This is a genomic window from Sphingobium sp. TomTYG75, assembly GCF_054771635.1.
Window position 1 is genome coordinate 960,289 of record NZ_BSRE01000001.1, and the last position, 20,357, is coordinate 980,645.

Here is a 20,357-nt window from a genome sequence, read left to right on the forward strand (position 1 = left end):
GAACGACAACGCTCATTATATTTCGACGGCCAGTAACTTTATTTCATTTCTCCAATTGAGCCTCACCGGGCGCTAGCGCATAACAAGCCGAGCCGGGGAGTCGCGTGACAACATGCCAGCGTCGTCCCCGTTCAGGGAAAGCGGCATACAGCCGCAGCGGGAAGAGGTTACGCATGACGGCATTGTCCGAGCCGAAGACCGGCCGAGTAAACGTATCGATCCGCAAGGCGCTTGAGGCAGCGCTGGAAAGGGGCGCACTCCCGGGCGAAAGCGAGGATTTCGATCATGAGGCAGCGGTAACCGCAGCCGCCTTCCTCGGCCGCGCCGCCGACGTCCGCAAATCGGGCCAGCTTGCCATTTCCATCGAAACGCTCGGCGAAGGCGCGACCGGCCGCTACATGCGGATCGCCATCATCAATGACGACATGCCCTTCCTGGTGGACTCGATCGCCAATGCGCTGGCATCGCATGACGTCACCATCTACCGCCTGCTCCACCCCGTCCTCTCGATCGACCGCAGCGAAGCGGGCAAGCTGACCGCCATTCTGGACGACGAAGCCCCCGGCGCCCGGCGCGAATCCATGATCTATATCGAGGCGGATCGCGCCGACGCGAAGGGCCGCCGCGCGCTGGAAAAATCGCTGCGCCAGACGCTGACCGATGTCCGCGCCGCGGTTGCCGACTGGCCGAAGATGCGCGACGCTATGAGCCGGGATGCGGACGCCATCCCCGACGGTGAAGGGGCCGCACTCCTTCGCTGGTTCCTCGCGCGCCACTTCACGCAAACGGGCCATGAACGTCGCCTGCGCAATGGCAAGGCGGAAGATCAGCTGGGCATCTGCACGCTGGATGACACGCCGCTGCTCGCGCCCGCCTCGCTCGAAGCGGCCTTCACCTGGTTTGAAGAGGGCAAGCGCAACCCGCTCATCATCAAATCGAACAAGCTCTCCCGCGTCCATCGCGCCGTCCTGCTCGACCTCATCATCGTGCCAGTGCGGGAAGGGAAAAAGCTGGTCGCTCTCTCGATCCACGCGGGCATGTGGACCAGCGCGGCGCTGTCGGCCAGTCCCGACAAGGTGCCGCTGCTGCGTTCCGCTCTTTCCGCGCTGATGGACAAGTTCGGTTTCGATCCCGGCGGCCATGCGGGCAAAGTGCTCGTTCACGCGCTCACCGCCCTGCCGCATGACATATTGATCGGCTTCGATCATGAAACGCTGGAACGGCTCGCGCTCACCTTCATGTCGCTGACCGACCGGCCGCGTCCAAAGCTGGCGCTCGGCACCAGCGCCCTCCCCCGCCATCTCTATGCCTTCGCCTGGCTGCCGCGCGACGAACTGACCACCGCCCGCCGCCTTGCCGTGCAGGATATGCTCTCGCAGGCCGCCCATGCGCCCGTGCTCAGCTGGTCGATCGCGCTTGAGGAAAGCGGCCTTGCGCTGCTGCGCATCACGCTCGACCTGCGCGATGGTGGCGTGGTGCCTGACGAAGTTTCGCTCGACCGGCAGTTGAAGCAGATGGTGCGCGGCTGGCTGCCCGCCGTCGAGGAAGCGCTGGCCGAAACCGAAGAACCCGGCCGCGCCGCCGCGCTTGCCCAACGCTATGCGCCCGGCTTTCCCATGGCCTATCGCAACGGCGCCGGCCCGGCCGAGGCAGCGATCGACATCCGCTTGCTCCACGGTCTTGGCGGCCCCGGCGACAAATCGATCCGCATCTACCGCAACGGCGAGGACACGCCCGAGCAGCTGCGTCTGAAGCTCTACAGCCACGATGTGATCGCCCTGTCGGAAGTCGTTCCGGCGTTCGAGAATTTCGGTTTTCGCGTCATCGATGAAATGACGACGGCGGTCGATGGCGGCGCGCAGGGCCATGTGCAGCGCTTCGTCCTTGAACTCCCCACGGGCGGCAGCGGTGATGCAGTCGTCGCTCGCGCCGACATAGTAACCGAAGCGATTGCGCAGGTGCTGGAAGGCCGCGCCGAAAATGACCGGTTCAACGAACTGATCGTTACCGCAGGGCTCGCGCCCCGCGCCGTCGTGCTGTTCCGCGCGCTCTTCCGCTATTTGCGTCAGACCGGCATGGCCTATGGCATGGCGACCTTCGCCGAAACCCTGCGTCGGGAGCAGGAGATCGCCCGCCAGCTCATCACCCTGTTCGAGGCACTGCACGACCCCGCCGCAAAGGACGGCCCGACCCGCGCCGAACAGGCACAGGCCGCCATCAATGCGGGCCTCGAAAAGGTCAGCGCGATCGACGAGGACCGCGTTCTGCGCCTGCTGCGCGCCGTCATCACGGCTACCCTGCGCACCAATTTCTTCAGCAACGCCGCCGCCGAAGCGCTCGCTTTCAAACTCGATAGCGCGCAGGTGCCCGGCCTGCCCGCACCGCTGCCTTGGCGCGAAATCTGGGTCTACTCCCCCCGCGTGGAGGGCATTCACCTGCGCGCGGGGCCGATCGCGCGCGGCGGCCTGCGCTGGTCCGACCGGCGCGACGATTTCCGCACGGAAATCCTCGGCCTCATGAAGGCGCAGCGGGTCAAGAATGCCGTCATCGTGCCAACAGGCGCAAAGGGCGGCTTCTATCCCAAGCAGCTTCCCAGCCCGCAGGTCGATCGCGACGCATGGATGGCGGAGGGCACCGAGAGCTACCGCATCTTCATCCGCGCGCTGCTGTCGGTCACCGACAATATCGTGAAGGGCAAGGTCCGCCATCCCGCGCAAACCGTCATTCACGATGGCGACGATCCCTATTTCGTGGTCGCGGCGGACAAGGGCACGGCCACCTTCAGCGACGTCGCCAATGCCATCGCGCTGGATCATGATTTCTGGCTGGGCGACGCCTTCGCCAGCGGCGGCTCGCACGGCTATGATCATAAAGCGATGGGCATCACCGCGCGCGGTGCGTGGATCAGCGTGCGGCGGCACTTCGCCGAAATGGGCATCGATGTGCAGAGCGAGCCGGTCAGTGTCGTCGGCTGCGGTGACATGTCGGGCGACGTATTCGGCAACGGCATGCTGCTGTCCAAATCGATCCGGCTGCTCGCCGCCTTCGACCACCGCCACATCTTCCTCGATCCGGACCCCGATCCGGCGAAGAGCTGGAAGGAACGCGACCGCCTGTTCCAATTGCCCCGGTCCAGCTGGGATGATTATGACAAATCGCTGATCTCAAAAGGCGGCGGCGTCTATCCGCGCACCTTGAAGAGTATCCCGCTAAGCGCTCAGGTTCAGGCAATGCTGGGCGTCACGGAAACCGAAATGGAACCGGCGGCTCTCGTCAGCGCCATCCTCAAAAGCCCTGCCGACCTGTTGTGGTTCGGCGGCATCGGCACCTATGTGAAGTCCGCTGCGCAAAGCCATGGCGATGTGGGCGATCCCGCCAATGACCGCCTGCGCGTCAATGCGGAGGATCTGCGCGTCAAGGTCGTCGGTGAAGGCGCCAATCTCGGCGTCACCCAGGCCGCGCGCATCGCCTTTTCGCTGCGCGGTGGCCGCATCAACACCGACTTCATCGACAATTCGGCGGGCGTCGATTGTTCGGACAATGAAGTGAACATCAAGATCGCGCTCAACCAGGAAATGGCGGAAGGCCGTCTGGCCTTCGACGCGCGCAACAAACTGCTCGAAAGCATGACCGATGCCGTGGCCGACATCGTGCTGGAGGATAACCGCCTTCAGGTACTGGGCTTGTCCATCGCCGAATCCGGTGGAACGGCGGACCTCGCCAGCTATGTCCGGCTGATCGAAACCTTCGAGGAAAGCGGGCGGCTCGACCGGCAGGTGGAGGGTCTTGCCGCCAATGACATGCTGCTTCGGCGTGGACAGGATGGTCTTGGCCTTACCCGGCCCGAACTGGCCGTCCTGCTTTCCACGGCCAAGCTCGCGCTACAGGATGCCATCGAACAGGGGCAACTTGCCCTCGACCCCAGCATGGGTCCGGAACTCGCCGCGGCCTTCCCGCCCGCCATGCAAAAGAAGGAGGCGGACGCCATTGCCGCCCACGCTCTTGCAAAGGAAATCGTCGCGACCAAAGTCGCCAACCGCATCGTCAATCGCCTCGGCCTCATCCACCCCTTCGAACTCGCCGAAGAGGAAGGCTGCTCGCTCGCCGATCTGGCCAGCGCCTTCCTGATTGCGGAGCGTCTCTATGACATCGGCACGCTCTGGGCCGACATCGACGCCGCCGTTATGTCGGAAGCGGCGCGCCTCGCCCTGTTCGCCGACGTCGCCAATGGCGTACGGATACAGATTGCCGACATTTTGCGCAGCCTCCCCACCGGAACGCTGCCCGGCGCCGGTCACGCCCTGCTCGCCAGCGGCGTCGAAAAGCTGGCCCGCGATGTCGATGACCTCCTCACCAGCGAAGCCCTGCGCCGCACCAATGCCGTCATCGACCGCCTCCTCGCACTGGGCGCGCCAGAGGATCTGGTGCGCCGCACCGCCGGTCTGTTCAAACTCGACGGCGCCGTCGGCATCGCCGCGCTTGCGGTGCGGCTAAAGGTCGATGAAGTCGCCCTTACCCGCGCCTTCACCCATCTGGGCGAAACGGTCGGCATCGACTGGGTGCAGTCAACCGCCGCCCGCATGGCCCCCAGCGATCCATGGGAAAGGCTGCTCATCTCCGGCGTCGCCCGCGACATGCAGCAGGTCCGCCTCGACTTCCTGGAACAGGGCGGCAAATCCAACGGCAAGGACATCCTCGCCCATGTCGACGCATGGCTCGCCGAAAAGCAGCCCCGCATCACCCAATTCCGCGCCCTCGTCCACCGCGCCAAGGCGGCTGCGGCACCCAATGTAGCGATGCTCGCCGAAATAGCGGGGCAAGCAAGGGGGCTATTGGGGCGCTAATAGCGCCCCCTCTCAACAGCATTTCATCCCAGCCTCTACCGTCATCCCAGCGACCCGAAGGGCGGCGTAGCCAACGCTGGGATCTCGTGCCCCGCCACGCGCCCTAGAGCTTCGTGCTTTATATCGGCTCCACCCCTATTAATGCCGTTCGCCCTGAGCCTGTCGAAGGGTTCTACTTCTTTTTAGGAAGATGGGGGCTTCGACATTTGAACGAGGCAAGTGACTCGTTCAAACAGCCCGAACGGGGCTGGGCGATTCAGATTAAAGGCCCGATGCCCTATCCCACCCCAACCCCTACACTTTAATACAATTTCCTCCCTCTCCGCGTTTGCAATTGCGAGTCGTTCGCGTTATCCGGTCCACCTCATCATCAGGACCGACCTCCCAATGCACGCCCCTGCCCGCCTCCAGCCCAAGAAAAAGAAGAAGACCTTCTGGCTGAAGCAACTGCACAGCTGGCACTGGATCAGTTCCGCGATCAGCCTCATCGGCCTCCTGCTTTTCGCCTTCACCGGCATCACCCTCAACCACGCCGCCGATGTCGAAGCCTCACCGCAGACCATCGAAAAGTCCGCGACCCTTCCCGCGCCGCTCCTGAAACAAGTCGCCCCCGACAATCGCCCCGACAGCAAAAAGCCGCTCCCCGCGCCCATCGCCACCTGGGTCGAAAAGGAAATCGGCGCCCCCGCAGCAGGCGAGGCGGAATGGTCCGCCGACGAAATCTACCTCGCCCTCCCCCGCCCCGGCGGCGACGGCTGGGTCTCCATCGACCGGCAGAGCGGCGCAGTGACCAGCGAAAGCACCAGCCGCGGCTGGATCAGCTATTTGAACGACCTCCACAAGGGCCGCAACACCGGCACCGTCTGGAAATGGTTCATCGACATCTTCGCCGTCGCTTGTTTCGTTTTCGCAACGACCGGCCTCCTCCTCCTACAGCTCCACGCCGCCAAGCGCCCCAGCACCTGGCCCATCGTCGGGGCAGGCCTCATCATCCCAACCGTTTTAATTCTCCTTTTCCTTCATTAATTCAGGGGACCAGCAGCACATGCAAAGCCGCTACAAACTCATCCTCGGCAGCAGCGCCGCCTTCGGCGCGGCAGCAATCCCCGCCACCGCCCAGACGCTCAACGTCAACGTCACCATCCCGCGCCTCTCCGTCGCGGAATATCACCGCCCCTACGTCGCCATCTGGCTGGAAAAGGAAGGCGCCACCCCCCGCACCCTGTCCGTCTGGTATGATGTCGACAAGGCAAAGGGCGAAGGCACCAAATGGCTCCGCGACCTGCGCCAATGGTGGCGCGTCTCCGGCCGGTCCCTGAAAGTCCCCGCCGACGGCATCACCGGAGCAACCCGCGCTCCGGGTGACCAGAAGGTCGCCTTCACGCCAGGCAAAGGCCCGCTCGGGCAACTCGCACCCGGCAACTACACGCTGGTCGTAGAGGCGGCGCGCGAAGTCGGCGGCCGCGAACTGCTACGCTTGCCTTTCAGCTGGCCAGCAAAGCCAGGCACCGTGGTCCGCGCAAAGGGCAACAATGAATTGGGGCAGGTCAGCCTCAGCGTCAGCAAATAAGGGGACTGTCATGAAAGCCAAATATCTGATCGCAGCAACCCTCGCCGCGCTGATGACCACCAGCGCTGCCCAGGCCCACCGCCAGTGGATGCTTCCGTCCTCGACCACCCTGTCCGGAACAGACAGCTGGGTCACCGTTGACGCGGCGGTCTCAAACGACCTCTTCTACTTCGAACATATGTCCATGCGCACCGACGCGATCGCAGTGACGCAGCCCGACGGCTCGGCTGGCAAAATCGAAAACGCCGCGACCGGCAAGTATCGCTACACCTTCGATGTTCACCTGACGCAGCCCGGCACATATCGCGTCGCCAGCGTCTCGACTGGCGTTATGGGCAGCTACACCCTCAATGGCGAAGTAAAGCGCCTGCCCCGGGGGACGACCAAGGAGAAGCTGGCCGAAGCGATCCCGGCCGGAGCCACCAACATCCAGACGGTCGAGGCCACCAACCGAAACGAGATTTTCCTGACACTGGGCGCGCCCACCACCACCATATTCAAGCCGACCGGCGTTGGCATCGAATTGGTGCCCGTCACCCATCCGAATGATTTGGTGGCAGGCGAAGCGGCGACCTTCCAGTTCCTCCTCGACGGGAAGCCCGCTGCGGACCTCAAGGTAACGGTGATCCCCGGCGGTATCCGCTATCGCGACACGTTGGGCCAGCAGGATCTGGTCACCGGCAAGGACGGAAAAGTTTCGATCAGCTGGCCGCAGCCTGGCATGTACTGGCTGAACGCCACAGTCGGCGGAAATCGCGAAGGTAGCGAAGGCGCTCAGGCGACGCCACCCGCCGCTCCGACGCCACGCCGCGCATCCTATGTCACCACCTTGGAAGTGCTGGCCCCCTGACCGGCGTTCGCATCGCCATTCCTGACATGCCGCCCCCGCAGCTCCCGTCGGCTCAGCGGGGCGGAGCGGGATATATTTCAGAGCTATCCGGACCGACCATGGGCACAAGCTGGTCGGCCCGGATCGTCGATGCTCCACCCGGCTGCGCGAACGCAATCGATGACGCACTTTCTCGCGTCATCGCCCAGATGAGCAACTGGGAGGCGGATTCCGACATCAGCCGCTTCAATGCACTGCCGACCGGGACTTGGACAACGCTGCCGTCAGACATGATGACAGTCCTGAAGGCTGGGTTGACCATGGCGCGCCTGTCTGGTGGCGCATTTGATCCGGCAATCGGACAGATGGTCGAACGCTGGGGTTTCGGCCCGTCAGGCATAACAGGCCCGGAAATAATGCCTGCGCATTTTGCACCCTGGACCATGATCGAGATCGCGGATCAGAGCGCCCGTCGCCTTGCTGACGTGAAGCTGGACTTTTCTGGCATAGCAAAGGGTTTCGCAGTCGATGCGGTTTCAGAAGCTCTCCGCGATCTGGGAGCTCGCCATTTTCTGGTCGAGATCGGCGGGGAATTGCGCGGCGATGGCCTCAAGCCCGATCATCAGCCCTGGTGGGTTGATGTCGAGGCGCCGCCGGGTCTCGCAGTGCCTACCCTCCGCATCGCCTTGTGCGGCCTGTCTGTAGCTACGTCCGGCGACTATGTGCGCTTCCAGACCAAGAACGGTGCGAACCTGTCTCACAGCATCGATCCGACAACCGGCAGACCCATCACCAATGATGTCGCGTCGGTTACAGTCCTGCACGAAAGCACGATGCTGGCAGATGCCTGGGCGACTGCAATCACGATCTTGGGGCATGAACGCGGCATGGCGTTGGCGACACGTCACGATATTGCCGCACGCCTCATTCTCCGCATCGAAGACTGCGCCAAGGAATATATGACGCCTGCTCTAGCCTCGATGCTCGATTAGGCCAGCCAGCCGTTTCAGGCGTCTGCCCACCGCCGTAGCAGATTGTGATAGACGCCCGTCAAGCGGATCACCTGGGCATTGTCATGGCCAAGATCGACCGCCAGAGCCTGTATGCTGCTGTCCAGGTCGAACATCATCTGACGCGCAGCATCGTCCCGAACCATCGACTGCAACCAGAAAAAGCTGGCGATCCGTCGCCCGCGCGTCACCGGCTCAACGCGATGAAGCGACGAGGAAGGGTATAAAACCGCATGGCCCGCTGGTAGCTTCACCCGCTGCACACCGAAATTTGTCTCGACGGTCAATTCGCCGCCATCATAGCTTTGCGGGTCTTCCAGGAAGACTGTCATCGAGAGGTCGGATCGTACCCTGAACCCCGTGCCTGCCTGCACCCGGACGGCATTATCCACATGTACGCCGAACGCCTGTCCGCCTTCATAACTGTTGAACAGCGGCGGGAATATCTTGAGCGGGAGTGCAGCAGCGATAAACAGCGGCGAGCGCCCCAATGCTTCCAAAATGATTTGCCCCGCCTGCCGCGCCTCGGGCGAGTCCTCGGGAAGCTGCATGTTGCGCTTGGCAAGTGCCGACTGATGACCTGAGGTCACATTGCCATCGATCCATTGCGCAGCGTCGATGAGCGTCCGGACGCGCTGCACAGTGGCAGGATCGAGCAAGTCGGGGATAACTGTCAGCATGTCGGAAACTCTATCAGCGCCTCTTGTTCAAGTCTCTGCGCTACGTAGGACGAAGGGGATTTCAACGACGCCCTTAACTCGCACCGGCTGGCCGTCCCGGACCATCGGCTTCCACCGCCAGCTTCGCACCGCTTCGCGCGCCGCAGCGTCCAGACGAGAAAAGCCGCTGCTCTGCGCAATAGTCAAGCTTTCCACAGCCCCATCGACGCCCAGCGTGAGAGATAGAATGACGGTTCCCTGCTCACGCTTGCGACGGCTTTCGATCGGATAGCGCGGCGGCTTACCCGCCACCATCTGTGTAGCAAGATCGCCCCCCTGGACGGTGCTCGGCGAAGCAGGAGCGGTCGGAGTGGCAAGCACAGGCGCCCGGCTCACAACAGGCGTTGGGGGAACCGGAGAGGGATCAGGCGTGGTAGCGATCGGCACCGGCGGAACCGGCACCTGAACCAACGCCGGGGGAGCGACCACCGGAGGAGCAGATGGCGGAGGCGGAGGCGTTTCCGCAGCGGGCGGCGGCGGGGGCGGCATCAAGTTTACGACCGACAAACGCGCTTCGCGGACGTGCCGAACTTGTTGTCGGGCGTGAATGAGCGCGGAGATCAAAACGCCGTGAATGAGGATGATCAGCAGGATCGTGGGTAAATTGATCTGGCGTCGTTCACCATAGCGCGAGGCATTGGCTGCCGGAACCTCCGGCAGCTTGATGCTCGGAGATGGTGTTGGGCTATGTAGCGGAGAAACGGAGGATGCAGCATCATCTGCAATATACCGTTCCGCTGCATCGAACATGCCACTTTCCCTTTCACGGCGATTCCCCGCAGAACAGGCACATAACGCCGGTCCTAATGCGAATCAATCGCACCCCTCTTATTTCTTCAGAACGGGCGGATGGCGATCCGAGGAGGAGTGCATCGCCATCCGCCTTTCCCCCGGCAAGGGACGATGCCGGGGGAGGGTGGTCATTAGAAAGTGTAGTTCAGGCTCAGCACTGCGGATCGGGTCGCTGCGGGCTGCGCCCAGCTGCCGTTCACATTGTTGCGCACAGTCGTCACATACTTCTCGTTGGTGAAGTTCTGGACGTTGAGCTGCGCCTTAAGATTTTCGGTGATCGGGTAGTTCGCCATGAACCGATGGATGGTGTAGCTCGGCACATGATAGCCGACATAGTTGCCTGCCACGAGCTGCGCCAGCGTCGGCTGGTTCAGCAGGAACTTACCCTGGTAGGTTATGCCGTAACCCAGTTCCAGACCGAAGCCGAAGCGATAGGTGGTGAACAGGCTGCCTGAATGCTTGGGAGTATTCGTAAGCGAATGGCCACGAGTGGGATCAAGGAAATCGGCGTTGTTGGCGCAATTGCCTGCCGTCGTGCTGGTCGATCCCGGATTGTCGAGGCAGAAGTCGGACACGCCCTGCCGGATCTTGCTCTTCAGATACATGTAGTTAGCGGAAATCGTCCAGTTGCTGGTGATATTGCCCGATGCGCCCAACGAAATGCCCTCGACCCGCTGGTGACCATCGGTCGCCTGATCGGGAAGGAGGACATTGCCCGACACCACCTTGATCTGGTTACGATCGTTGCGGAAGGCCGCAGCGGTCAGCAGCAGTTTGGCGTCGAACAGGTCAGCCTTGACGCCGATCTCGTAGTTCTTGGTCGTTTCCGGCTTCACGTTGCAGGTCCCGCCCCCGGTGCCCGTGTCGATGGCGCAGGAGCCGTCAACCGACGCCTTCGAAGGCAGCTTCGAATTGCCATAGGCGACATAGAGGCTGGTGTTGGACGTGGGCTTCACGACCAGACCAACCCGATAGGATAAGAGGTTATCGTCAAATTTCGCCGGGGCCGATACGCCGGTCGGGTTACCCAGGGTGGCAGAACCAGCAACCGTATCGAAGCTAACGTTCTTGCTGCTTCCCTTCACCTTCTCATAACGGATACCGCCGTTGAGTTCGAGCCAATCCGTGAACTTCATCGCATCGAACAGATAGGCGGCGTAACTTGTCTGCTCACCCAACGCCCTCGTCGCCCGGATGAAGTTGATGGGGCCGACATAGTTGTTGCTGCCATAGACGAAGCCTGCCGGACCCTGCACCACTTCACCGGGGTTGGAGATGCTGACGAGCGGATAGGAGGTCGCGAACGGGTTTGTGCCATCGGCCGCACGCAGGCTGTTTCCGGCAAGCTGGTTATATTTTTCCCACAATGCAGACGCGCCGAGGACCAGCGTGTGTTCAATCCCGCCCGTCGCGAAATCTGCGCTGAGATCAATCTGGTTATAGGCAGTTTCGTTGTTGATGAAGCGTGTATTGCCTCGCCCGTTGCCGCGGTTTGGCATGAAATAGCCGGGGGCGACCGTTGCCGCACAAGCGGATCCATCAGGTTGTACGCTCGAAGACAGGCAGAAGTCACCTGTCGGCTGGCTGGTGATGGTATTCTGGCTGATCTTTTCATATCGCGTCAGATTACGCACCTTCAAGCTGTCGCTGAACGCATGGCTGAAGATCGCCTGCAACGACTTGGTCTTGCTGTCCTGCTTGTCGATATTGGCAAAGCCATAATAGCCCGAGCGGTCAAACTCATCCAAGATGCCACCCTGCGCCGGATAATAGCGCAGCCCATATTGCGGCATCGCATCGTCATCCAGATACTCGCCCTGCAAGGTCAGGCTGGTCGGACTGTCGATGCCGATCGTGATCGCAGGCGCGATGCCCCAGCGCTTATAATTTTCGACGTCGCGGCCAGGCACGTCATTTTCATGATACACCGCGTTGATGCGCACCGCGATCAGGTCGTTGATGCGCTTGTTCGCATCCACCGTCGCACGGTAATAATTGTCGGTGCCGATCCCCGCGTTCAGGATCGTCTGGTCATCCGCCAGCGGCCGCTTGGTCACGAGGTTAATCGTACCCGCAACCGAACCGCCGCCGTTCATCACGGAGTTCGCTCCGTTGGTGACTTCGACCTGCTCGATATTATAGACTTCGTTGCGGTTCAGGAATGCGCCCGATCGGACGCCGTCGACGGTAACGTCGTTCTTCGCGTCCTGACCGCGCATGATGATGCGGTCGCCATAACCGAAACCGCCCTCGCCAGCACCGAAGGTGATGCCTGGCACGGTCGACAGCACGTCACGCAGGGTGAGCAGATTCTGCTGTTGAATCGTTTCCTTGTTGATCACTGTGATCGTCTGCGGCGTGTCCAGCAATGGGCGCACATATTTGGGGGACTCCGCGCGTTCGACCTTGATCTCCGAAGGATCGATTGCAGTGTCCGTCACAGTCATCCGGCCAAGCTTGGGTGCGGGTGTACCGTCTTGCGCGTGGGCGGCCGAAGCAAAGGCAATTGCGCTCACGCAGCCAAGCGCCAGGAAGGACGGGATCGATTTGGAACTGCTGGACATCAAACGAAAACCCCTTATCTCACTAATCGTCAGGGGTCAGCTATTGCGAATTGTTCGCAGAGTCAACGCTATTGCGAATAATTATTATCGCCGGTCAGCGCATTAGCGAAGAGCCAGCATCGTATGGCGCTGGCCAAATTAGGCGGGCTGGGAGCCGCCAGCCGCGCAAGATCGATCTGCGCGATCAAGGCATTGAGAGGCAAGCTCTCTCGCACAGCGACCGTGCGGAGAGCCTGCCAGAATATGGGTTCAAGACTGATTGCGGTCTGATGCCCCGCGATCGTCACGCTCCGCTTGACGGGAGGCGAGAAGGGCGACCCGGTTGGCGGCGCCGCGCCTTCACTGTGGTCGCCCTGCGCCATCAATACATATGCTGCCCGCCGTTGATGGACATCGTGCTCCCCGTGACGAAGCCCGCCTCTTCGCTGCACAAAAAGGCTACGCCGCGTGCGATCTCTTCGGCCTGGCCAAGGCGGCCGACCGGGATCTTGGCAACTATCTTCTCCAGAACCGGAGCAGGCACTGCCGCCACCATGTCGGTGTCGATATAGCCCGGCGCGATCGCGTTGACGGTAACGCCGAACTTCGCCCCTTCCTGCGCCAGCGCCTTGGTAAAGCCATGGATGCCGGACTTGGCGGCGGCATAGTTTACCTGCCCATATTGGCCAGCCTGACCGTTGATGGAACCGATATTGACGATCCGCCCCCATGCTCTTTCCCGCATGCCCCCGAAGGTCGCCTTGGCCATGTTGAAACAACCGCCAAGGTTGATGCGCATCACCTCATTCCAGTCGTCGAAGCTCATCTTGGCAAGCACGCCGTCGCGGGTGATGCCCGCGTTATTGACGACGATATCGACGGGCCCCAGCCTTTCGGCGACCGCTGCACAACCGTCCAGACAAGCCTGATGATCTCCCACATCCCAGCGGAAGGCTTCAATGCCTGTCCTCTCCGTGAAGTCCCGCGCCTTTTCATCGTTTCCGGCATAATTGGCCGCGACTTTGCAACCCAGTTGCTTGAGCGCGAGGCTAATCGCTTCCCCGATGCCGCGTGTTCCGCCCGTTACGATGGCAACTCTGTCCATAATCCCCTCCATATTGAACTGGACGAAACGCTTCCTGAACCCAACCAGCCAGTTCGCGGCCGATCAGTTCGCGGTAAAGAATGATAGCTTCTGGCGACGCGTTCAAACAGCGCAAATGGGTGAATGCCTGGCCTCCAGCCGCCAAAAATTCTTCCTGCCCACGGATAGCGATTTCCTCCAACGTCTCCAGACAATCGGCCGAAAAACCGGGGGTAAGCACAGCAACGGATCGAACGCCCTGCCCGGGAAGCTCCTGCAACGTCTCATCCGTTGCTGGACCGAGCCATTTCGCTCGCCCGAATCGTGATTGGAACGATAGCCTCACTTCTCTGCCAAGCGCTTCCTGCAGCAGACTAGCGGTGGCACGGCACTGATCATAATAGGGATCACCCAAATCGCGCGTTCGTTCAGGCATTCCATGGAAGCTGGCCACGAGCAGGTCCGGTTTGAAGTCCAGTTTAGCCAGCTGGCTTTCGGTCGAACTGCGCAGCGCCTCGATATAGGCTGCTTCCGCAAAATATGGAGGCAATGTGCGGATGGCTGGCTGGGCTCGCAGGTCAGCCAAAGTGGCATAGCAGGCGTCCAGAGCGGTGGCCGTCGTCGCCGCGCAATATTGCGGGTAAAGCGGAGCCAGCAGGACGCGGTCGCATCCGGCGGCGATCATCGCATTCAGCCGTTCGGCGATGGACGGTGATCCATAGCGCATGGCCCAATTCACCCTAACCTCCGACCCGGTAATTTTCTGGAGTGCGGCAGCAGTTTCACAAGTATAAACGGCGAGCGGCGACCCCTTGTCCGTCCACACTTCCTGGTAAGCCTTCGCGGACTTGGCTGGGCGAGTAAGCAGTATCGGGCCGCGTAATATCGGCTGCCACAGAAGCTGAGGGATTTCCACCACCCGCGGGTCGGACAGAAACTCACCCAGATAACGCCGCACGGACGCCGCGTCTGGTGCGTCGGGCGTACCGAGATTGATGATAAGGACGCCGATATTTTCCATATTCAATGTCATGTCCGCGTCAAGATCGGCAGCTGGCGGAATCGCTGCCCTGTAACAGTAAAAAGAGCGTTCGCTATGGCCGGAGCAATCGCCGGCGCCCCAATCTCGCTGAGCCCGGCCGGGGGTGCAGTGCTTCGGATCAGTTCCGCCGTGACCTCACCTATATCCTGCAACTGAGGAAGGCCCATCCGGGAGATGATCGAGCGCGTGGGCATTCCCTTCGCATAAGGCACTGAAGTACCCATTGCGGAAGCCAGGCCATAAATTATGCCACTTTCCACTTGTTGACGTGCGATGTCCGGATTGACCTGCTCCCCGCCATCTACCGCAGCGATGATCCGCCCAACCTTGAGCCTGCCACCCTCGATCGCTGCCTCGACCATGACGGCGATATAAGCGCCGTCTATGACATGCGCCGCCAGACCTTGACCGCTCCCCTCGATACCTCCCTGCCATCCCCCCATCGATCCGACGGTCGTCAGGCAGTGAGCCAGTCGCGGGTTGCCGCCCAGCATCTGAATGCGGAAAGAGAGCGCCTCCATCCCGGCAAGATGAGCCAGTTCATCAATGAAGCTTTCCGTAAAGAAGGCGCCATGAAGATGAGCATTGCCGCGTGCAAAGCCTAGCGGCAGTCCAACATCGGCGGGGAAATGATCGACCGCCCAATTCGGCAACGCATATGGCAGTTCCATCCCCGCCACAGCGAGGCGGCTGGATGCGTTGGCAGTGTCATGGCTTGCTTCATGCGGCAATTTTCGATCGGCAATCCGTTTCCATGTCTGGGTCATGGCACAGGGAGCCGCCACTTTCGCAAGCCATCCTTCAATCGCGCCGTTGCGGCCGAGCTTTGCCGCCATACGGGCATGGGCAGGAGCACTGGGACGATCCTGGATCACATCTTCCAGCCTTGACCAGAGCAGTTGGACGGGCCGCCCAACGTCTTTCGCTATCGACGCAGCCTGGACGCCAACCTCAAAATCCATCTTCCGGCCGAAAGAGCCCCCGGCATGCAGGGGGTATAGCACCACCTGTTGCTCAGGCAGATCGAGAGCATCCGCTATCGCGCTACGCGCGAGTGCAGGTGCTTGCGCGGGCATCCATATCTCGGCGAGGCCGTCGGTCACGCGCGCGGTCGCGCAGGGAGGCTCCAGCGCCAGATGCAGCCCCGGGGCAACGGTAAACTCGCTGGCCAGGATGGTGGCGTTGTCGAAAAGCGGCTTGAGATCGCCGCGCGAATACAGCCGTCGGCCATCCGAACCCGAAAAGCCCTCTTCAAGCGAAGCATCTATGCTGGCGCTGCTGACTGGCGTGCTCGATAATTCAAAAACCGGATCGCTAAGATCAAGCGCCTTATTGGCGGCCCACCAGTTGGTTGCGACAGCGGCCACCCACCGTTCGGCGCGCACCAGCTTGATAAAGCCGGTAACGGACTTTGCAGCCTGCTCGTTCACCCTTGTGAGCACAGCATCGCCGATTGGCCCCTGCCGGATGGAAGCGAAAACCATGTCCGGCAGCCGGACATCAGCAGCGAAGTTATGGCTGCCATCAATCTTCGAAGGCGTGTCGAGGCGCGGCAAATCCTGTCCGAAGAGTCGGTCAACCTGATTTTGGCGGAACGGCAATATCTCGGGCAGCTCGAATTCCGCTGCTTCAGCCGCTACCTCGCCGATCTTTAACGTGCGCTGGCCGCCATCAGAAATGATGCCGTTCTGAATGTCGCAACTTTCCCATGACACATCCCAGCGCGCCGCAGCAGCCTGACACAAGAGCACGCGCGCGGCGGCACCCGCTTCCTTATAGGCTCTGTGGAACATCGGCACGGACGTCCCCGCGCCGGTCAACATCAAAGCACGCCGCGTCGCATATTGCTCGATCGCCCAATTGCCGGCGCCACCCGCCAGCCTCGACCAGTCGCTCGCAAGCCACTCGCTGGCTAGCAACGTGTTTGCATAGAGCGGACTGATGGGCGCGCTTTGCACACCCACGGTGCGCCAGTCCGCACCCAGCTCATCCGCCAGTATCTGTGGCAGCAGTGTCGTCACGCCCTGCCCCGTCTCGGCTTGCGGCACGACCACGAGTACCCTGCCTGCCTTATCGATCTTCAGAAAGGCATTGAAGACGGTTTCGCCGGGCGCGGTATTCAGATTTGGGCGGTAGCTGCGCGGCCATGCGCCCCAGGCCAGCAGCAGGCCAGCCGACGCTCCAGCGCCTACTAAAAGCGTACGCCGATCAAGCCCCCTTGCCGTGCCGTTATGATTTGCCTGCCTCCGCAGTGCGCGCGTCATGAGGACGTTGATAAAGAGGCTTGCGGCAGCTGGAAAGCGCTAAAACGCGTGGACCTGCGGGATATTGAAACGGGGAATGTCGATGGCGGGGCAGCGATCCATGACGACCTTCAATCCGGCAGCCTCCGCGCGCCGAGCGGCCGCCTCATCAATTACCCCCAACTGCATCCACACCGCCTTGGCCCCTGCGGCGATCGCATCGTCCACAGCCTGCCCCGCTACTTCACTGCGACGGAAGATATCCACCATGTCGATTGGAACGCCGATGTCGGCAAGCCGCGCCCAGACAAACTCCCCATGCACATGCTCTCCCGCAATCTGCGGATTGACCGGCAACACGCGATAACCATGGTCCTGCAGGAATTTCATGACGCCATAGCTTGGACGGCCGGGTCGATCAGAGATGCCAACCAAAGCGATGGTCCGCGTTTCCCTTAAAAGGTCGGCAATTTCTTGCGGCAACGTCAGCGGCATGTCCTTGTTTCCTTCTCGGCCATCCTAAAGACGCGGGATGCGATGAACCGTTCCCAAACGCCGCCTTTAGCCCCGCAACCAGGCCGCCACTTTACTCGCGATTGCAAGGAAAGCCTCGCCAGAGGCATCTTCCGTCGCTGCTGGAGGGTCGCCCGCATCCGACCGGCGCCGAATGTCTATCGCCAAAGGAATACGCCCGAGGAAGGGCATGCCCATGGCTGAGCCAGCCGCTTCCGCCCCACCCGCGCCGAAAGGATCGGATATCTCACCGCAATGCGGACAGCTATACCCGGCCATATTCTCCACCAGCCCGATCAACGGCACCTGCGTCTGCTCGAAAAGGCTGACCGCGCGCGTGGCATCGATCAAAGCCAGGTCTTGAGGCGTCGATACGATCACCGCTCCCGCAGGCTTATGCTTTTGCACCATCGAAAGTTGCACATCCCCGGTCCCCGGCGGCATGTCCACGACCAGCACCTCGGTCTCGCCCCAATCGGCATCGATCAGCTGCGAAAGGGCATTGCCCGCCATAGGCCCGCGCCAGGCCAGCGCCTTGCCGGGTTCGACCAGGTGCGCCATCGACAGCATCGGAATGCCTAATGGGCTTTCGACGGGGATCAGATGCTTGTCGCGCGCCTGGGGCTTTTTATCTTCGCTGGCCATCAGTCTGGCCTGCGACGGTCCGTAAATATCGGCGTCCACCAGACCTACCGCAAAACCCATTCGTTTGAGACCAACGGCAAGATTTGCCGAGAGGGTGGATTTGCCCACTCCGCCCTTGCCGGATGCAACGGCAATGATGCGGAGAGCCTTTCTTTCGGCTGTCATGGCGATCCGGACATCCTGCACACCTGCCACCGACAACCCTCCTTCCCTGATCGCCGCAGCGACGGCATCCCGCCGGTCGGGGGAAAGACCACCTACATCGAGCGCCAGGCTCATAATTCCATCCTTGATCCGGGGCGTGCTGGCGCGGCCATCGGTCAAGGTCTTCAGGCGGGCGGCGAAACTCTCAAGATCGGTCATGACAGCGCCTCCTAGGCATAATCGTTGCGAAGGGCACTGTTTTTCGCGACCCAGCCTTCCTATAGAGACGGAATGAACAGATTTTTCGGGTGGATGCCTGGCATCGCTAGCGCAATGGTCCAAGGTCCTTGGGGCGGCAAAAGCGACGGCCCGGGTGGCGATGAAGGTCCAGGCAAGGGAAGCGATGGCGGCCCCCGGAATCCCTGGATGCAACCGGGGAAGACCCCAGGCGGCAAGGGGCCTTCCGCGATTGAAGAACTGCTGCGCCGCAGCCGGGAAAGCTTCGGCCAGGGCGGTGGCGGCGGGTTTGGCAACCTCCCACCTCGACCAACCGGAAAGACGCTTTGGCCCGCTGCCGTCGGCATCCTCATCTTGTTGTGGCTCGTGCTCACTTGCTTTCACCGCGTCGGCCCGCAGGAGCGCGGTGTCGTGACGCTGCTCGGCAAATATAGCCGGACCTTGTCGCCGGGGATCAGCTTGACCCTGCCTGCGCCTTTCGAAAATGTGACCACGGTCGATGTGGAGGAAATCCGGGCCATTGATATCGGTTCACCCAGCGCGCAGAGCGAAAATCTGGTACTGACCGGCGACCAGAATATCATCGACCTTGCTTACTCGGTTCGCTGGAATATCCGCAGTCCTGAGCTTTATCTGTTCCAGCTGTCCGACCCTGATGCAACGGTTAGGGAAGTCGCCGAAAGCGCCATGCGATCGGTTGTCGCCAGCGCCAGCCTGGACGACGCGTTGGGCGCGGGCCGTACTGAAATCGAGCAGCAGGTCGAACAGCGGATGCAGGCGATATTGGACGGATACAGGTCCGGTATCCGTGTGCAGGGCGTCGCGATCAAGCAAGCCGATCCGCCGACGGCGGTCAATGACGCGTTCAAGGCTGTCTCTGCGGCGCAGCAGACGGCCCAAACATATCTGAACGAAGCGCGTGCCGCCGCGCAGCAGGTTACCGCCAAGGCCCAAGGCGAGGCTGCGGCATTCGACAAGGTGTATGAGCAATATAGGCTGTCGCCCGACGTGACGCGCCGCCGCATGTATTACGAAACCATGGAGGGCGTCCTGTCCAACGTCGATAAGACGATCGTCGAAAGCGGCAATGTCACCCCGTTCCTGCCGCTACCGGAATTGAAGCGGCGCGCGCAGGGGGCGTCCGCTTCTTCCGGCTCCGCCGCTGCGGAAGGGGGCCAATAATGCCGACGCTTATTCGCCATCCCGTCGCTTTGGCGCTATCGGTCATAGCTCTGCTGCTGCTCATCGGCAGCACCGTTGCCATCGTGCCCGAAACCAAGCAGGGCGTGATCGTGCGCTTTGGCGATCCGAAGAAGATCGTGAACCGCTATCGTGCCAACGAAGAGTTCGGCAAGACCGGTGCGGGCGTCATATTGCGCTGGCCGTTCATCGATCAGATTGTCTGGATCGACAAGCGCGTCCTGTCGGTCGAAATGGAAAGACAGCAAGTGCTGTCGACGGATCAGCTTCGGTTGCAGGTCGACGCCTTCGCGCGTTATCGGATCGTCGATCCATTGCGCATGTATATTGCGGCAGGGAACGAGGAGCGCGTTTCCGATGCCCTGCGGCCGATCCTGGGTTCGGCGCTCCGGAACGAGCTTGGCAAACGTCCCTTCGCTGCGTTGCTGTCGCCCGAGCGCGGCCAGGTCATGGACAATATTGAGGCCGGTCTCAATCGCGTAGCCCGTCAATATGGGGCGCAAATCGTCGATGTACGGATCAAGCGGGCAGACCTGCCCGACGGCGCTCCGCTGGAAAGCGCTTTCACCCGGATGCGAACCGCCCGTGAGCAGGAAGCGCTGACGATCAGGGCTCAGGGCGCGAAGCAGGCGCAGATCATCCGCGCAGAAGCCGATGCGAATGCGGCGCGCATTTATTCGGAAAGCTTTGGCAAGGACCCGCAATTCTACGATTTCTATCGCGCTATGCAGGCCTATAGGCTGACCTTTGCGCCCGATCGGCCGGGCTCGACGACGATGGTGCTGTCGCGCGACAATGAGTTCCTGAAACAGTTTCAAGGCAAGGATCGATAACCGTGGAATGCGGAAGAGGGTTGTAGATCATTTCGGAACCAGCTTCATTCAATGAGGGTTAAGGCTGGGCGGCGCATCCGACTCTACCCAGAGTCCCGCCTTTCCTTCG

At 61.5% G+C, this 20,357-nt stretch carries 16 protein-coding genes; 7 read left to right on the plus strand and 9 right to left on the minus strand.

Translation table 11 applies throughout. The features are described 5' to 3' along the window. Positions 1-173: 173 nt before the first annotated feature. From ACYU81_RS04820 to ACYU81_RS04840, 5 genes are all read left to right on the plus strand, one after another. Complete coding sequence (locus tag ACYU81_RS04820) at positions 174-4,844, plus strand: NAD-glutamate dehydrogenase (protein WP_460986597.1); 4,671 nt, start codon at positions 174-176, stop codon at positions 4,842-4,844. 387 nt (positions 4,845-5,231) lie between these two features. Continuing rightward, complete coding sequence (locus ACYU81_RS04825) at positions 5,232-5,870, plus strand: PepSY-associated TM helix domain-containing protein (protein ID WP_460986598.1); 639 nt, start codon at positions 5,232-5,234, stop codon at positions 5,868-5,870. A gap of 19 nt (positions 5,871-5,889) precedes the next feature. Then, positions 5,890-6,414, plus strand: coding sequence for a DUF2271 domain-containing protein (locus tag ACYU81_RS04830; RefSeq protein ID WP_460986599.1), 525 nt, complete (start codon positions 5,890-5,892; stop codon positions 6,412-6,414). 10 nt (positions 6,415-6,424) lie between these two features. Beyond that, on the plus strand, positions 6,425-7,264 hold the full coding sequence (locus tag ACYU81_RS04835; RefSeq protein ID WP_460986600.1) for a DUF4198 domain-containing protein: 840 nt from the start codon (positions 6,425-6,427) through the stop codon (positions 7,262-7,264). A gap of 98 nt (positions 7,265-7,362) precedes the next feature. After that, complete coding sequence (locus tag ACYU81_RS04840; RefSeq protein ID WP_460988110.1) at positions 7,363-8,235, plus strand: FAD:protein FMN transferase; 873 nt, start codon at positions 7,363-7,365, stop codon at positions 8,233-8,235. A gap of 14 nt (positions 8,236-8,249) precedes the next feature. Here ACYU81_RS04840 and ACYU81_RS04845 read toward each other — a convergent pair whose 3' ends face one another. The 9 genes from ACYU81_RS04845 to ACYU81_RS04885 form a co-directional block, all read right to left on the minus strand. Continuing rightward, positions 8,250-8,933 (minus strand): Fe2+-dependent dioxygenase, encoded by a 684-nt coding sequence (locus tag ACYU81_RS04845; RefSeq protein ID WP_460986601.1) that lies wholly within the window; start codon positions 8,931-8,933, stop codon positions 8,250-8,252. A gap of 27 nt (positions 8,934-8,960) precedes the next feature. After that, positions 8,961-9,722 carry an energy transducer TonB gene (locus ACYU81_RS04850; RefSeq protein WP_460986602.1) on the minus strand — a complete coding sequence of 254 codons (762 nt, stop codon included), beginning with the start codon at positions 9,720-9,722 and terminating at the stop codon, positions 8,961-8,963. Between the two features lie 173 nt (positions 9,723-9,895). Further along, on the minus strand, positions 9,896-12,328 hold the full coding sequence (locus ACYU81_RS04855) for a TonB-dependent receptor (RefSeq protein ID WP_460986603.1): 2,433 nt from the start codon (positions 12,326-12,328) through the stop codon (positions 9,896-9,898). Positions 12,329-12,396: 68 nt separating this feature from the next. Continuing rightward, complete coding sequence (locus ACYU81_RS04860) at positions 12,397-12,690, minus strand: ribbon-helix-helix domain-containing protein (RefSeq protein WP_460986604.1); 294 nt, start codon at positions 12,688-12,690, stop codon at positions 12,397-12,399. Continuing rightward, positions 12,690-13,412, minus strand: a complete 723-nt coding sequence (gene phbB, locus ACYU81_RS04865; protein WP_449474026.1) for an acetoacetyl-CoA reductase — start codon at positions 13,410-13,412, stop codon at positions 12,690-12,692. The genes ACYU81_RS04860 and phbB overlap by 1 nt, the downstream gene beginning before the upstream one ends. Beyond that, a complete protein-coding gene (hemH, locus tag ACYU81_RS04870) occupies positions 13,357-14,412 on the minus strand; it encodes a ferrochelatase (RefSeq protein ID WP_460988111.1) in 1,056 nt (351 codons plus the stop codon). The genes phbB and hemH overlap by 56 nt, the downstream gene beginning before the upstream one ends. Positions 14,413-14,420: 8 nt before the next feature. Beyond that, the gene (locus ACYU81_RS04875; protein ID WP_460986605.1) at positions 14,421-16,697 is read right to left on the minus strand and encodes a molybdopterin cofactor-binding domain-containing protein; all 2,277 of its coding nucleotides are present in this window, start codon (positions 16,695-16,697) and stop codon (positions 14,421-14,423) included. A 39-nt stretch (positions 16,698-16,736) separates the two neighbouring features. Continuing rightward, complete coding sequence (locus tag ACYU81_RS04880; protein ID WP_449474029.1) at positions 16,737-17,171, minus strand: CoA-binding protein; 435 nt, start codon at positions 17,169-17,171, stop codon at positions 16,737-16,739. A gap of 66 nt (positions 17,172-17,237) precedes the next feature. Further along, on the minus strand, positions 17,238-18,197 hold the full coding sequence (locus tag ACYU81_RS04885; protein WP_460986606.1) for an Mrp/NBP35 family ATP-binding protein: 960 nt from the start codon (positions 18,195-18,197) through the stop codon (positions 17,238-17,240). A gap of 72 nt (positions 18,198-18,269) precedes the next feature. Here ACYU81_RS04885 and hflK point away from each other — a divergent pair, with 72 nt between their 5' ends. Beyond that, the gene (gene hflK / locus ACYU81_RS04890; RefSeq protein ID WP_460986607.1) at positions 18,270-19,397 is read left to right on the plus strand and encodes an FtsH protease activity modulator HflK; all 1,128 of its coding nucleotides are present in this window, start codon (positions 18,270-18,272) and stop codon (positions 19,395-19,397) included. Then, positions 19,397-20,248, plus strand: coding sequence for a protease modulator HflC (hflC, locus tag ACYU81_RS04895; RefSeq protein ID WP_196224459.1), 852 nt, complete (start codon positions 19,397-19,399; stop codon positions 20,246-20,248). Before hflK ends, hflC begins: the two co-directional genes overlap by 1 nt. Positions 20,249-20,357: the final 109 nt, after the last annotated feature.